Annotated in this window: 15 protein-coding genes; 6 read left to right on the forward strand and 9 right to left on the reverse strand. The window is 65.7% G+C overall.

The window, feature by feature from the left end; all coding sequences use genetic code 11:
• Positions 1 to 57: 57 nt before the first annotated feature.
• The 4 genes from U5768_RS14655 to U5768_RS14670 form a co-directional block, all read right to left on the reverse strand.
• Complete coding sequence (locus U5768_RS14655) at positions 58 to 1,767, reverse strand: lactate permease LctP family transporter (RefSeq protein ID WP_322031117.1); 1,710 nt, start codon at positions 1,765 to 1,767, stop codon at positions 58 to 60.
• 90 nt (positions 1,768 to 1,857) lie between these two features.
• Positions 1,858 to 3,324, reverse strand: a complete 1,467-nt coding sequence (locus U5768_RS14660; protein ID WP_322031118.1) for a LutB/LldF family L-lactate oxidation iron-sulfur protein — start codon at positions 3,322 to 3,324, stop codon at positions 1,858 to 1,860.
• Positions 3,321 to 4,040, reverse strand: a complete 720-nt coding sequence (locus U5768_RS14665) for a lactate utilization protein C (RefSeq protein ID WP_322031191.1) — start codon at positions 4,038 to 4,040, stop codon at positions 3,321 to 3,323. The genes U5768_RS14660 and U5768_RS14665 overlap by 4 nt, the downstream gene beginning before the upstream one ends.
• Before the next feature lie 11 nt (positions 4,041 to 4,051).
• Positions 4,052 to 4,843: a (Fe-S)-binding protein gene (locus U5768_RS14670; RefSeq protein WP_322031119.1), complete on the reverse strand. Its 792-nt coding sequence runs from the start codon at positions 4,841 to 4,843 to the stop codon at positions 4,052 to 4,054.
• A 209-nt stretch (positions 4,844 to 5,052) separates the two neighbouring features.
• Here U5768_RS14670 and U5768_RS14675 point away from each other — a divergent pair, with 209 nt between their 5' ends.
• The 3 genes from U5768_RS14675 to ppk2 all read left to right on the forward strand — a co-directional run bounded on the left by U5768_RS14675 (position 5,053) and on the right by ppk2 (position 7,224).
• A complete protein-coding gene (locus tag U5768_RS14675; RefSeq protein WP_322031120.1) occupies positions 5,053 to 5,796 on the forward strand; it encodes a FadR/GntR family transcriptional regulator in 744 nt (247 codons plus the stop codon).
• Positions 5,793 to 6,173 (forward strand): VOC family protein, encoded by a 381-nt coding sequence (locus U5768_RS14680; RefSeq protein ID WP_322031121.1) that lies wholly within the window; start codon positions 5,793 to 5,795, stop codon positions 6,171 to 6,173. The genes U5768_RS14675 and U5768_RS14680 overlap by 4 nt, the downstream gene beginning before the upstream one ends.
• Positions 6,174 to 6,273: 100 nt before the next feature.
• Positions 6,274 to 7,224: a polyphosphate kinase 2 gene (ppk2, locus tag U5768_RS14685; RefSeq protein WP_322031122.1), complete on the forward strand. Its 951-nt coding sequence runs from the start codon at positions 6,274 to 6,276 to the stop codon at positions 7,222 to 7,224.
• Between the two features lie 84 nt (positions 7,225 to 7,308).
• Here the strand turns inward: ppk2 and U5768_RS14690 are convergent, their stop codons facing one another.
• The gene (locus U5768_RS14690; RefSeq protein ID WP_322031123.1) at positions 7,309 to 8,907 is read right to left on the reverse strand and encodes an inorganic phosphate transporter; all 1,599 of its coding nucleotides are present in this window, start codon (positions 8,905 to 8,907) and stop codon (positions 7,309 to 7,311) included.
• Between the two features lie 175 nt (positions 8,908 to 9,082).
• Here U5768_RS14690 and U5768_RS14695 point away from each other — a divergent pair, with 175 nt between their 5' ends.
• Complete coding sequence (locus tag U5768_RS14695) at positions 9,083 to 10,708, forward strand: sensor domain-containing diguanylate cyclase (protein WP_322031124.1); 1,626 nt, start codon at positions 9,083 to 9,085, stop codon at positions 10,706 to 10,708.
• Positions 10,709 to 10,751: 43 nt separating this feature from the next.
• Here U5768_RS14695 and U5768_RS14700 read toward each other — a convergent pair whose 3' ends face one another.
• The 3 genes from U5768_RS14700 to U5768_RS14710 all read right to left on the reverse strand — a co-directional run bounded on the left by U5768_RS14700 (position 10,752) and on the right by U5768_RS14710 (position 11,922).
• Positions 10,752 to 11,156, reverse strand: a complete 405-nt coding sequence (locus U5768_RS14700) for a helix-turn-helix domain-containing protein (protein ID WP_028202557.1) — start codon at positions 11,154 to 11,156, stop codon at positions 10,752 to 10,754.
• Positions 11,157 to 11,160: 4 nt separating this feature from the next.
• The gene (locus U5768_RS14705; RefSeq protein ID WP_322031125.1) at positions 11,161 to 11,547 is read right to left on the reverse strand and encodes a hypothetical protein; all 387 of its coding nucleotides are present in this window, start codon (positions 11,545 to 11,547) and stop codon (positions 11,161 to 11,163) included.
• A gap of 90 nt (positions 11,548 to 11,637) precedes the next feature.
• Complete coding sequence (locus tag U5768_RS14710; RefSeq protein WP_322031126.1) at positions 11,638 to 11,922, reverse strand: hypothetical protein; 285 nt, start codon at positions 11,920 to 11,922, stop codon at positions 11,638 to 11,640.
• Positions 11,923 to 11,966: 44 nt separating this feature from the next.
• Here U5768_RS14710 and U5768_RS14715 point away from each other — a divergent pair, with 44 nt between their 5' ends.
• Both U5768_RS14715 and U5768_RS14720 read left to right on the forward strand, forming a co-directional pair.
• Positions 11,967 to 12,365, forward strand: coding sequence for a hypothetical protein (locus U5768_RS14715; protein WP_322031127.1), 399 nt, complete (start codon positions 11,967 to 11,969; stop codon positions 12,363 to 12,365).
• A 66-nt stretch (positions 12,366 to 12,431) separates the two neighbouring features.
• Entirely contained in the window at positions 12,432 to 13,046 is a 615-nt protein-coding gene (locus tag U5768_RS14720) for a hypothetical protein (protein WP_322031128.1), read from the forward strand.
• 17 nt (positions 13,047 to 13,063) lie between these two features.
• Here U5768_RS14720 and U5768_RS14725 read toward each other — a convergent pair whose 3' ends face one another.
• Positions 13,064 to 13,309 carry a DUF2964 family protein gene (locus tag U5768_RS14725; protein ID WP_322031129.1) on the reverse strand — a complete coding sequence of 82 codons (246 nt, stop codon included), beginning with the start codon at positions 13,307 to 13,309 and terminating at the stop codon, positions 13,064 to 13,066.
• Positions 13,310 to 13,443: the final 134 nt, after the last annotated feature.

Below are 13,443 nucleotides of genomic sequence, written 5' to 3' on the forward strand. Positions count from 1 at the left end.
AACGGGGACGGAGTTCATTCATGTGGCATCAATGCGGCCACGGCTTTTTCCATTCCATCACTGCGGAATCATGCCGGTCAGCACGTACGCCTGAATCAGCGTCACGACGCCCACCACGGCCGCGAAGAGCAGGCTGTGGCGCACGGTGAAGCGAAACAGCGAGGACTCCTTGCCGACGAGACCCGTTGCCGCGCAGGCCACCGCGATCGACTGCGGCGAGATCATCTTGCCGCTCACGCCGCCCGAAGTGTTGGCGGCGACGAGCAGCGTGTCCGATACGTTGATCTGGTGCGCCGTGGTGTGTTGCAGCGAGCAGAACAACGCGTTCGACGAAGTATCGGAACCCGTGAGGAAGACACCGAGCCAGCCGAGGAACGGCGAGAAGAACGGAAACGCCGCGCCGGTGCCCGCCAGCGCGAGGGCGAGCGTGGACGACATGCCCGAGTAGTTCGCGACGAACGCGAAGGCGAGCACGAGGCCGATCGACAGCACGGGGCGGCGCAGTTCGCGGAGCGTTTCGAAGAACGCCGTCACGGCGGCGCGCGGCTTCATGCGCAGCAGGAGCGCCGAGAGGATCGCCGTGATCATGATTGCGGTGCCCACGGCGGAAAGCCAGTCGAGCTTGAATACGGCCTCATAGGGCTTGGGCGACGCGACAATCGGCGCCGTGCGCACCACGAGCTGGTCGAGCCCGGGCACGTGCAGGCTCAGAATCGTGCCCGCGAGCGCGCCTTTCGCTGCGAAAAGCGCCTTGAACGGCTTGACGCTCCACACCGTTACGATAGCCGTGAGCAGAATGAACGGCGACCACGCGCGCACGGTTTGCGCGAGGCTGTACGGCGAGGCCTTGCGGCTCGATGCGCCCGCGCGCGAACCGCCAGCACCGCCGCCGAAGCCGCCCAGCGCCGCTGCGCCGCCGCTCACCTTCACGCTCGCGCCTTGCGTTGCCCGGCGCGGCTGCCACACGTTGAGAAATGCGGCGAGCGCGACGAGGCTCACGAGCGCCGAGGTGATGTCCGGCAGTTCGGGCCCGATGTGGTTCGACGTGAAGTACTGCGTAACAGCGAAGCTGCCGCCCGCCACGAGCGCGGCGGGCCACGTTTCTTTCACGCCGCGCTTGCCGTCCATGATGAAGACGAGCCAGAACGGCACGAAAAGCGAAAGCAGCGGCAACTGGCGCCCGGCCATCGCGCCGATCAGGAACGGATCGATGCCCGTTACCTGGCCCGCGACGATGATGGGGATGCCCATCGCGCCGAACGCCACGGGCGCGGTGTTGGCGATGAGGCACAGACCTGCGGCGTAGAGCGGCTCGAAACCAAGGCCGACGAGCAATGCCGAGGTGATCGCCACCGGCGCGCCGAAGCCCGCCGCGCCTTCGAGGAACGCGCCGAACGAGAAGCCGATGAGCAGCAGTTGCAGGCGCTGGTCGTCGGTGATCGAGAGCACCGAGGCGCGGATGATTTCGAACTGCCCCGTCTTCACGACAATCTTGTAGAGGAACACGGCCGTAACAATGATCCACGCGATGGGCCAGATGCCGTAAGTAAAGCCGAAGGCCGCCGAAACCAGCGCCTGGCGCGCGGGCATGCCGTACTCGAAGATCGCCACGGCGAGCGCGAGCAGCAGCGTGATCGCGGCGGCGACGTGGCCCTTCATGCGCAGGCCGGCGAGCGCGACGAAGAAGAACAGAATGGGAATGGCGGCCACGAGCGCGGATAGCCACAGACTGCCGAGGGGTGTGTAGATCTGATACCAGGGTTGCACAACGGTCTCCTCCGATGATGCGGGTAAAAAATACGAATAAGCCGCCAGGCACGCTTTACGATTTATTTCGCATGCCTGACGACATGAACGCTATTGCGGCTGGTCGCGCTCGCGCAGCAGGTCGTGCAGGCTGCGCGGCGCGGGCTTGAGCGGCGTGCGATGCTGCGTCCAGCCCATTTGCTGCGCGGGTGCCAGGCCGCGCAGCCGCGTCACGGCCCAGCGCAGCGCGCGATACGCACGCGGATGCGCGAACGCGCCGCTCCAGAAGCGCCAGATGAACTGCTCGCTGCGGCTGTGATTCGCACCCTGGCCGCGCAACGGATGCGCGACGTTTTCTTCGGGGTCGCGGTTCGCTTCGGTGCGCAGGCGAACGAGCAGTTGCGGAATCGGAATGCGCACGGGGCAGACTTCGCCGCACGCGCCGCACAGGCTCGAAGCCGTGGGCAATTCGGCGGTCGCGTCGAGCCCGAGCAGATGCGGCGAAATGATTTTGCCGATCGGCCCCGGATACGTCGTGCCATACGCATGGCCGCCGATGCGCGTGTACACCGGGCAGTGGTTCATGCACGCGCCGCAGCGAATGCATTGGAGCGTGGCGCGCAATTGCTCGTCGGCGTAAGCCTGGCTGCGGCCGTTGTCGAGCAGCACGAGATGCACTTCGCGCGGGCCGTCTTTCTCGCCTTCGCGGCGCGGACTGCTGATCAGGTTGAAATACGTGGTGATGGGCTGGCCGGTGGCCGAGCGCGTGAGCAGGCTCGAAAGCGGCACGATGTGTTCGAGCTTCGCGACGACCTTTTCCATGCCCATGATCGCGATATGCACGTCGGGCACGGTAGTGGAAAGGCGGCCGTTGCCTTCGTTTTCCACGAGCCAGAGCGTGCCCGTGTCGGCGGCGGCGAAGTTCACGCCGGAAAGGCCGATCTGCGCATCCGCGAAGGCGCGGCGCAGCGCGCGGCGACCCGTTTGAATGAGCGTGTCCACGTCCTCGGTGAAGGGCGTGTCGGGAATGTGCTCTTCGAACAGGTGCCCGATGTCGCCCTTCGTTTTGTGGATCGCGGGCATTACGATGTGCGAAGGTTTTTCGCCCGCGAGTTGCACGATGTACTCGCCCATGTCCGACTCGATGCAGTCGACGCCGCGCGCCGCGAGGTAGTGATTGAGTTCGATCTCCTCGCTCGCCATCGACTTGCCCTTGATCACGCGCGTGGCCGCATGTTTCTGCGCGATGGCGTGGACGATGCGGTTCGCTTCGTCGGCGGTTTCGGCCCAATGCACCTGAATGCCGTTCGCGCGCAGCCTCGCTTCCAGTTGTTCGAGCAGTTCAGGCAGGCGCGAGAGCGCGTGCTGGCGCACGGCTTCGCCGAGATCGCGCAGGGCTTCGAGTTCGTCCGCTTCGGGAAACTGCGCGGCGCGCTTGCCTTGCAGGAAGTCCATCGCGCCGCGAAAGCTCTCGCGCAACTGCGGGTTGTCGAGGGCGCTGCGTGCGCGCTGGCGGAATTCGGCGGTCGTGACGAAATGGAGCGGGTTTTCCTGCGGCGTCTGCGTGGTCGTGCTCATTGGGCGGCTCCGTGCTGCGCACTTGTTTCGTCATCCTCATCAGTCACGATAACGACCCACAACGCGCGCGGACCGTGTGCGCCGTAGGCGGTCGTCTGCTGGATGTCCGAGGTCTTGGAAGGGCCGGAGATCATCACGAGATTGGTGGGCATGCCGTCGCGCCAGCGCTCGGCCGCCACGGCGGCGTGGAGGTCCGCGTGCAGCGTGTGCGCATGGATCAGCGCGACGTGCAGCGGCGGCACGAGCGAGACCGTGCGCGGCGCGTTGGCGTCGGGCACGACCACGAGCGTGCCCGTTGCGGCGAGGCCCGAGCGCGCGACCGTGAAGCCTGCGTCGATGGTATCGAAGAGTTCGGTTTTCCACTGCTCGATCGGCTGCGCGTAGCTGCGCGCCTGCACGGCGGCAGGGAGCGCCGCCGTAAGCGCCTGGCCCTCGGCGCTGGCAGTGTCGAGCAGCAGACTGCGCACGCCGGCGGCGGCCAGCCGTTTCGCGAGACCGGCGGCCCACGTTGCGGCGCTCGCACGGATCACGTCGGCATGCGCGGCTTCGAGCATGCGCTGAAACTGCGCGATGCGGTCGCTCAGCGCAAGCGGGGCGTGCGCGCGGCGTTCGGCGAAATGCGCGTCGATGCGCGCATCGAGCGCTTCGATCGCCGTGGCGGGCGCGGCCGGTGCGTGGCCGCGCAGGCGTTGCAGCATGCGCGCACGCGCGCCCATCGAATCGACGCTCATGCGGCCTCCCCGCCGGTGCGGCGCCAGAGAAACGAGGCAAGGTGCTCCACGGCGAGCGGCGCGCCCTTGTGCGCCGCGGCGTGGCCGATGTTGAGCAGGCACCCGCAGTCGGCGGAAACGAGGCGCTCGCAGCCCGTGGCGCAGGCCGAGGCGATCTTGTCGGCGACCATCGCGCCGGAAATGTCCGGGTGCTTGAGCGAGAACGTGCCGCCAAAGCCGCAGCATTCCGGCTCGCGTTCGTGCTCGATGCGCGTGACGCCCGGCAGCGCATCGACGACTTCGACGCCGTGTACGCGCGTGCCCATCTCGCGCCGCGCGCCGCACGAGGTGTGCAGCACGATGCGCTCTTGCGGCTGCGGCACGGATCCGCTCGCGCCGTATGCATTGAAATCGACGTTCAGTACGCGCACGAGGAACTCCGTGAGTTCGTACACGCGGTCCGAGAGGTTCCCGGCGCGCGCGGCGTTTGCGGCATCGCCGTCGAACAGCGCGGGCCAGTGGTGGCGCATCATGCCCGCGCACGAACCCGAAGGCACGATCACGGGCCACGGCTTTTCGAAGAGGCCCAGTTGCGCGAGCGCGACCTCGCGCGCCTGGCGCGGATTGCCGCTGCTGTACGCGGGCTGGCCGCAGCAGCTTTGGCTGCGCGGGAAATGGACCGTGAGGCCTTCGCGTTCGAGCAGCTTCACCGCGTCGAGGCCGGCTTGCGGCACGAACAGGTCGACGAGGCAGGTGGCGAACAGATAGACGTCGGTAGGGCGCTCGGTGGGGTATTGCCGTGGCTTCATGTCTCGCTCGATGTCCTTGCGCGCTTTCGCGATCCGCCCCCGGCGGCCCGGTTTGGCCGCGGAGGTTGAAGACAAGCGCTGGTTTGAGCGCATAATTCCCGCTTCGGGCGAGCGGTTCAAACTGGTTGGACCACTTGTCGCTAACGACCACAAAATTCAGTATGACAATAAGGGACAGGGCGGGCACGCGCGGGCGAGTGGAAGCCGTGATGCGTCAGATGGAAACGTCGCTGCTCGACGGCACCTGGCGCGCCGGAGCGAAACTGCCTTCCGAGCGCGTGCTCGCGCTGGAATACGACGTGGCGCGCAACACGGTGCGCGAGGCGATCCAGCGCCTGGCCGCGCGCGGCCTCGTGCAAAGCCGGCCTGGCGCGGGCGTGTTCGTCACCGACCAGTTGCGCACGGGTTTTGCTTCGCCGTGGGGGCAGCTCGTGGCCGATCATCCGGCTTTGCGCGAAGACATCCTCGAATTTCGGCGCGTACTGGAAGGGGCGACCGCCTATTTCGCGGCGCTGCGCGCAAGCGACGAGGACATCGCGCGCATTCGCGCGCTGATGCAGGAACTGGAGCGCACGCGCGAAGCGGACGACAAGGCCGCCGAGGCCGACACCGACGCGAAGCTGCACGAAGTGATCGCGCAGGCTTCGCACAACGCGATGTTCCTGCATCTGCACACGAGCGTGCTGGGCGTGCTGCGCGAGCACATCACGATCAACGGCACGGGGCTGCGCGTACAGAACGAGGATGCACCGGACCAGTTGCTGCTGCAGCATCGAACGCTGTGCGATGCGATCGTCGCGCGGCGTCCCGAAGAGGCGCGCACGGCGATGCAGACGCATATCGACTTCGTGCGCACGCGGGTAGGCGAAGAGATCGGCTGGCCGGAAAGTGGTCCAACCAGTGGCGATGCGCCGCGTGCCGTGCGCAGCCGCAAGAACAGGAGGAACCGATGAGCGAGCGCACCGGGCAAATCGTAGCGTTGAGCGCCGTGACGCTGACCGTCAGCGATATCGCGCGTTCAGTGCCCTTTTATGAGGCGCTTGGCTTCGTGCAGAAAGCCGGGCCTGCGGTGCCGGGCTTCGCGTCGTTCGAGCTGGGCGGCGCGGCGGGCGTCTGCTATCTGAACCTGCTGGAGGGACCGCACGGCGCGGTGCACGGCTGGGGCCGCGTGATTTTCTACGTCGCCGACGTGGACGCCTTCCACGCCCACGCGCTGGCGGCCGGCGCGCAGCCCGAATTCGCGCCGCGCGACGCGCCGTGGGGCGAGCGCTATTTCCATCTCGCCGATCCGGACGGCCACGAGTTGAGTTTCGCCAGGCCGCTCACTTGATGCTCACTTGAGCCGCCGCCATGCATTTGAAATATTCGTGACACTCGCCGCGCCGATAGTGGCGCGAGTTGCCAGCACATCGACCCAGGAGAGAGTCGCCATGAATGAATTCGACCGCACGACGGACGCCGGACAACGCGAGGCGGAGTCGCCGGAAGCCGAACTGCACCGCCGCCGGCGTCTTGACGAAGAGCTTATCGACGCCTACGACGAAGAGCTTGAAATGGAGGTCGACGACCGCTTGCAGGAGAGCGGCCTGCAGATCAGCGACGAGGCGCGCGCGCTGCGCCGCGTTTATTTCCGCGAACTGATCCGTTTGCAGGGCGAACTCGTGAAGATGCAGGACTGGATCGTGAGCACGGGGCACCGGCTCGTCGTGATCTTCGAGGGGCGCGACGCGGCGGGCAAGGGCGGCGTCATCAAGCGCATTACGCAGCGCCTGAACCCACGCATGTGCCGCGTGGCCGCGCTGCCCGCGCCGAACAACCGCGAGCGCACGCAGTGGTATTTCCAGCGCTACGTGCAGCATCTGCCGGCGGGGGGCGAAATGGTGCTGTTCGACCGTAGCTGGTACAACCGCGCGGGCGTGGAGCGCGTGATGAACTTCTGCACCGACGAGGAGTACGAAGAATTCTTTCGCTCGGTGCCCGAGTTCGAAAAGATGCTCGTGAGGAGCGGCGTACAGATCGTCAAATACTGGTTCTCGATCACGGACGACGAGCAGGAAGTGCGCTTCCAGAGCCGCATCGACGATCCGCTCAAGCAATGGAAGCTCTCGCCGATGGACCTCGAAAGCCGCCGCCGCTGGGAGGCCTATACGCACGTGAAAGAAGTGATGCTGCAGCGCTCGCACATCGCCGAGGCGCCGTGGTGGGTCGTGCAGGGCGTGGACAAGAAACGCGCGCGGCTGAACTGCATTCACCATCTGCTGAGCCAGGTGCCGTATCACGAGATCGAGCACCCGCAGGTCACGCTGCCGGCGCGCGTGCATCATCCCGATTACATTCGCCAGCCCGTGCCGCAGAACATGTTTATTCCGGAGATTTATTGAGAGGGTGGCTCTACTGCGGCAATCGGTAAAAAAAGCCGCGCTTTCCTACCCGGGAGCGCGGCTTTTCCGTATCCGTCCAGGCAGTCAGAACACGTGCTTGAACACCCAGTAAAGCGCCCCCGCAAGCACGATCGAAGCCGGCAGCGTGAGCACCCACGCCATCACGAGGCTGCGCACCGTGTTCCATTGCAAACCCGAGCCGTTCGCCGCCATCGTGCCCGCCACGCCCGAGGAAAGCACGTGCGTGGTCGAGACCGGCAGGCCGTATGCGTCCGCCGCGCCAATCGTCACCATCGCCACGACCTCGGCGCAGCCGCCTTGACCGTAGCTCAGATGCTGCTTGCCGATGCGCTCGCCCACCGTCACCACGATGCGCTTCCAGCCCACCATCGTGCCGAGACCCAGCGCGATCGCCACGGCGACCTTCACCCACGTCGGGATGAATTTCGTCGCATGGTCGATCTGGCCGCGGAAATTGTTGATGGCTTTAGCGTCGTCGGATGAAAAGGCCACGGCCTTTTGCTTGTCGAGCAGGCGGATCGCCTCGGAAATCACGTACATGTTGTTGCGCACGTTATCCACCACCGATTGCGGCACCGCCGCGAGCGAGCCGTAGCTGCGCACCTGCTCGGTCACCTGGTTCGAAAGCGCGGCGAGCGCGGGCACCGTCGTGTTCGACATCGTGCGGCTGCCGATGAAGCGCTCCACTTCGGCGCGCGGCTGCGCGGGCGCGGCTACGCCGTTGGTGTAGCGTTCGAGCGCGCGCGTGGCGTCGTGCGCGACCGCGATGAAGGTCTGCGTCTCCTCGGCCGTTACGGCGCGGTTCAGCGCATAGGCGGTGGGCACCGTGCCGATCAGGATCAGCATGATGAGGCCCATGCCCTTCTGGCCGTCGTTGGAGCCGTGCGCGAACGACACGCCCGTACAGGTGAGAATGAGCAGCGAGCGAATCCAGAACGGCGGCGGCTCCTTGCCCTTGGGCTCCGCGTAGAGCGCTGGCACGCGCACGACCGCCTTGAGGATGAGCAGCAACAGGCCGGCCAGCAAAAAGCCGACGATCGGCGAAAAGAGCAGCGACTTGCCCACGCCGATCGCCTGGCTCCAGTCCACGCCGCTCGTGCCCGCCGCTCCGCTCGCGCCGTGCATGAGCTGGTTCATGAGGCCCACGCCGATGATCGAGCCGATCAGCGTATGCGAACTCGACGAAGGCAGGCCGAAGTACCACGTGCCCAGATTCCAGATGATCGCGGCAATCAGCAGTGCGAACACCATGGCGAAGCCCGCGCTGCTGCCCACCTGCAGGATCAGCTCGACAGGCAGCAGTTGCAGGATGCCGAAGGCCACCGCGCCGGTGGACGTGAGCACGCCGAGGAAATTCCACGCGCCCGACCACATCACGGCGACATTGGGCGAAAGCGAGTGCGTGTAGATGACGGTCGCGACCGCATTCGCGGTATCGTGGAAGCCGTTCACGAACTCGAAGCCGAGGGCGATGACGAGCGCGATGCCGAGGAGGATCCAGGGCATCGCCGAGTTTTCGCGCACGGACGAGAGATCGTCGGCGAGATGCATCCCCACGTACACCGCACCCGCGGCGATGACGATGAGGAACACGAGCAGGCTGGCGTTGCGACCGCGTGTGGGGGCGGCGCCCGGTTGCGGTGACAGGGAAAATTCCGGCATGGCAGGCGGGCTCCTGGTGGGGCGGGAGGGGGCAAAGGTTGCGTCTTCGATCCTGAACCGCCCAGGTGTCCGTTTTATGACGGATTGATGCCAGCCATGCTCGATGCATGTGCGACCGCATGCCCGACAGACCGGCGCCGCGTCGCCACGCGCCGTCAGCAAGAGGAATGCGCAGATGCCAAAACGGGTTCTTTCGCTGCGCCTTCGGGTGCGCCGCCGGGCGCTCGCGCGGGCGAGGGCGGCGACGCGGCTGATCGGCAACCATCCCTTTTTCGCGGGGATTTCCGGCACGCTCGTCGCGACGCTGATGGCGGTCCTGACCTACGCGGCGCTCTACGAGGGCCGCGCCGAAGAACTGCGCCACGCGCAGGAGAATTCGCGCAACCTCGTGCAGCTCATTACCAGCGACATCGCCCGCAACGTCGAGATTTACGACCTGTCACTGCAGGCCGTGGTCGCGGCGGCGCAGCAGCCGCAGACCTGGAGCCTGCCCGAGGGACTGAGACAGCGCGTGCTGTTCGACCGGGCCACGGCGGCGTCCATGCTCGGCGGCGCTTATGTGATCGACGCCACGGGCCACGTGAAAGCGGCGCGAAGCAGCGCCCTCGACGCCGCGACGGCCGGCGTTTCGCTCGCCGACCGCGACTACTTCCTCGTGCAGCAGCGCGACCCGCAGGCCGGCCTTTTCTTCTCGAAACCATTCCGCTCGCGCCTGCGCGGCGGCGTACCCACCATTGGCCTCACGCGCCGCATCAATGCGCCGGACGGCACGTTCGCGGGCATCGCGCTGCTCGGCGTGCGTCTCGACTATTTTCAGCACCTGGTGGCGCGCGTCGATCTGGGGCGCAGCAGCCGTCTTTTCATCCTGATGCGCGACGGCACGCTGCTCGCGAGCCAGCCGGCGTCGCTGCGCGGCGCCGGATCGAACTACTCGGACCTGCCGAATTTCGCGCTCTTCTCGCGCCGCGATGTCGGCACGTACACCTTTCGCTCGGCGCTCGACGGCGTGGCGCGCATCTACACCTTCGCGCACGTGGGCAACTCGCCGTTCATCGTCGTCGTGGCGCCTGCCGTGGAGGACGTGCTTGCCGGCTGGCGGCGGCGCAGCTATATCGCGCTGGTGATGACCACGGTGTTCGGCGCGGCGTGGGTTGCGGTGTCGTGGATGCTCGCGTTCGCGCTGCGCGACAAGGTGGTGGCCGAAGGCGAGCTTATGCGCCTCGCCGTGACCGACCCGCTCACGGGACTTGCGAATCGCCGGGCGCTGGACAGCCGCCTCGCGTCGGAATGGCATCACGCGGTGCGCGAGCGCGCGCCGCTTTCCGTGCTGTTTTTCGACATCGACCACTTCAAGCTCTTCAACGACACCTACGGGCATGCCGCCGGCGACGAGGTGCTGGCCTTCGTGGCGGAGCGCATTGCGTCAGGATCGCGGCGCGCAACCGATCTCGCCGCGCGCTTTGGCGGCGAGGAGTTCGCGGTGGTGCTGCCGGACACGGCGCTCGACGCCGCGACGCGCGTGGCGGAGAAGATCCGCAAGCGCATCGAGTCGGCCAATCTCACGCTAAGTGGTACGCGTCATGGGCGCGTGACGGTGAGCGCGGGGTGCGCGAGCTGCGAACCGCCCGTGGGCGGCAGCGGCGCGAAGCTGCTGGCCGCCGCCGACCGCCTGCTCTACGAGGCCAAGGAAGCGGGCCGCAATCAGGTCCGGTCGCAGCAATGGACGGGCGAGGCGGCGCAGCCGCTGGTGGATTCCGAAGCCGGAAGCCGAGGCCGCGATGCATCCGCAACCCGGGGCTGAAGCGCGCCGGTTTTGGCGCGGCGCGCGCCGCCCTCCATGCCGTTCAGCGCGCGGATTTCGACAGCCGGTGACCGAGGCCCAGGTTCGAGACGATCTGCCACGTATAGACGCGCGAATAGTGCACGCCGAACTGGCGGCCGATCAGCTCGCGCACGCGGCTGTTGGTCCACGCGTCGCTCGCGAAGCCGTGCTCTCGGGCGGACCCGTGCAGGGCGCTCGCAATCCAGCCTAGCGCGGCCTGGTCGAGCACCGAAGGACGGCCGCCCACGCTCATCTGCTGAAGCGCGGCGAGCCCGCCGTCCTCGACGATGGATTTGTAGCGCCTCACCGTCTGGGCGGAAAGGTGGAGTGAATCGGCGACGCTATTCACGGTCGCGCCTTCCATCAACATCTGGCCGGCGGCCATTCTTCTCGCGACGCTGGGCAGGTTTTCGGTTCGGGTAAGCATGTGTTCACTCGTCGACGAAAGATTCCGGACACGCGGCAGTGCGGATGTGCCGCTCCTGTAACCCTTCCTGCAAGCGGGTTTTGTCGCTTGCCATGGATAGCGCGCCGATGCGGTGACGCGAGAGCCATGACGGACGGCGAAATCGACGCCCGGTGAAGGGCGCTTGCTGCGAAACGCCTCGGTGTTCCGCAGCGGATATTAATAATTGTTTTTGTAGGGATTGTGTATAGCTGGCGGAAAAATAGTCTGCTTGACTTGTGGATAATCCTGCACTAATGGGAAAAAACAACCGACTCGCGCGGATCGTCAATGGAAGATGCCATTTCGCATTGATTTCCGTAATGCGAAGTTTGCTCCGATTGCAGTCCGATAACCAGACTGGTTTGCTCAATTATCGGAAAGCCGCGCTATGTCTTGTTTTGTATGACTAATTGGGCATTCAGCGGATAGTGAATTGAATGAGATTTCTATCCGTAATGAATTAAACAAAGGCCTCTTTCTTTAGATGTTTGTTATCGTTTTTTGTCACTGCCGCGTAAGAATCGCCATTGTGGGGGATGAGCGTCGCCGTCTGCCGGGCAATTTCAGGGAGCGATTTGCTTTTTTTGTGCAGAATGTTTTTCGCAAACATTTCGAATCGATTCGAATGCGGATTGGATTCGAATGAACGAATGCAGAATGCCGGATTCGCCGCGCTGTGCATCGCGGGGCGAAACGGGTCCCTGAATCCTGCCGGGCCGCCAGATACGTCCGCGCTTTTCGTCAAACGACGCGCGGTATGGGCGGCGGTCCGCTTTCTGGCCGCTGCGAATGAATCAAGAACTCGATGAAAAGGTAAGTCGTTTGTTGCGGCGGGCCGCGAGCCGGCGCTCGCTCGTGCCGTACGGCGCGTTTCATGCCCTGTTCGCCGGCGACGTGCCGTTGCGGGTGCGTTACGAAAAGCTCGAGGCGGCCGCGGCCGCGTTGTGCGAGCCGCGCGAGGCCGACTATGCGTCGCTGCTCTCGACCGATTCGGGGCTGCCCGGCCCGGACTTCTATACGCGCTTCAAGCGCCTGCATGCGGAGCGCTACTACGCAACGCTCGGCGCGGACCGGCACCGCATGCTGCGGCTGGCCGAGAAGCGTCAGCTTGCGAGCGAGGAACGCGAGCGCGTGTATGCCCATTACCTGCGCTGCGCGGCCGAGGAAGCCTGCATGAACGGCGCTTGATGCGGGCGAGCGGTGCGATGCCGCTCGCCTGCCATTCACGATTCACCATCCACCGAAGGAGGCTGCATGTCCACGCGCTATCGTTCTTCCGCGCCGCTGCTCGGCGCTTTGCTCGTGCTTGCCCTCGGCGTGTCGCCGCACGTGCCGCTGCGTGCGCAGACGGCGTCCGACGCCGCGCCCGAAAGTGCGCCCAACGCGCAACTGCAGATCGGCGAGGTGCAGACCTCGGCGACGGTCGTGAGCGTCGACGCGGCGACCAATTCGGTCACGCTGCGCGGCGCGCGGCGCAACGTGGTGACGATCGCAGTCGATCCCTCCATTGGCGACGTGAGCAAGCTCAAGCCCGGCGACCACGTGAATATCGTCTACAAGGAGGCGTTGCTGCTGCGCGCCGAAAAGGTCGCTACGAGAGGCATACGCTCGCGCGTCGATACGGTCGCGACCATGCCCGCTTCCGGCGGCGTGGCGGGGACGGCGCATAGCGTTCAGGTGATTGCGACGGTGGAGAAGATCGACCGCAAGAGCCGCAAGGTCGCGCTGCGCGGGCCGCGTCAGACGGTCGTGGTCGTGGCGCCGCCGGACGTGCCGCTCGAATCGCTCAAGGTGGGCGACAGCATTCGCGCCGACTACGTGGCCGCGACGGCCGTGCACGTTACGCGCGACGGTCAGAACCTGCAGTAACGCCGGGGCGGCGTACGCTAGTCCACGCGATTGCGGTCGCGCACGAGGATCGAGACGTAGATCGCCGTGCAGATAATGATGATGGCCACGCCGGTAATCACCTTCTGGTGGTCGAAGTTGATGAGCCCGACCACTGCGATGGCGATGCCGGCGGCGGAGCCGAGCGTGCCCATTGCGGCCACGAAAATGCGCACCTTGCTCCAGACGCGATGGCGCCGCGCGGGACCCGCGCCCTCGATAAACCGATGCAGTCGATCAAACATGGCAGCTCTTCCCGGTTGGGTGGCACATCAAAGTATAGCCAGCCCATTATCACGCGTTCGTTCATTTGCCTGCGCGCGAGCGCCGGAATTTCCGGCCGGTTTTTGCGCGGGTTTAAGTTTGGCTTAATTTTGGC

This window comes from Paraburkholderia sp. J76, assembly GCF_905220295.1.
GTDB lineage: Bacteria > Pseudomonadota > Gammaproteobacteria > Burkholderiales > Burkholderiaceae > Paraburkholderia.

Coding starts and splice junctions, on each gene's coding strand:
- U5768_RS14660 (WP_322031118.1), bottom strand. CDS start 3,324: ATGAGCACGACCACGCAGACGCCGCAGGAAAACCCGCTCCATTTCGTC.
- U5768_RS14665 (WP_322031191.1), bottom strand. CDS start 4,040: ATGGGCGCGCGTGCGCGCATGCTGCAACGCCTGCGCGGCCACGCACCG.
- U5768_RS14670 (WP_322031119.1), bottom strand. CDS start 4,843: ATGAAGCCACGGCAATACCCCACCGAGCGCCCTACCGACGTCTATCTG.
- U5768_RS14675 (WP_322031120.1), top strand. CDS start 5,053: ATGCGTCAGATGGAAACGTCGCTGCTCGACGGCACCTGGCGCGCCGGA.
- U5768_RS14680 (WP_322031121.1), top strand. CDS start 5,793: ATGAGCGAGCGCACCGGGCAAATCGTAGCGTTGAGCGCCGTGACGCTG.
- ppk2 (WP_322031122.1), top strand. CDS start 6,274: ATGAATGAATTCGACCGCACGACGGACGCCGGACAACGCGAGGCGGAG.
- U5768_RS14690 (WP_322031123.1), bottom strand. CDS start 8,907: ATGCCGGAATTTTCCCTGTCACCGCAACCGGGCGCCGCCCCCACACGC.
- U5768_RS14695 (WP_322031124.1), top strand. CDS start 9,083: ATGCCAAAACGGGTTCTTTCGCTGCGCCTTCGGGTGCGCCGCCGGGCG.
- U5768_RS14700 (WP_028202557.1), bottom strand. CDS start 11,156: ATGCTTACCCGAACCGAAAACCTGCCCAGCGTCGCGAGAAGAATGGCC.
- U5768_RS14715 (WP_322031127.1), top strand. CDS start 11,967: ATGAATCAAGAACTCGATGAAAAGGTAAGTCGTTTGTTGCGGCGGGCC.
- U5768_RS14720 (WP_322031128.1), top strand. CDS start 12,432: ATGTCCACGCGCTATCGTTCTTCCGCGCCGCTGCTCGGCGCTTTGCTC.
- U5768_RS14725 (WP_322031129.1), bottom strand. CDS start 13,309: ATGTTTGATCGACTGCATCGGTTTATCGAGGGCGCGGGTCCCGCGCGG.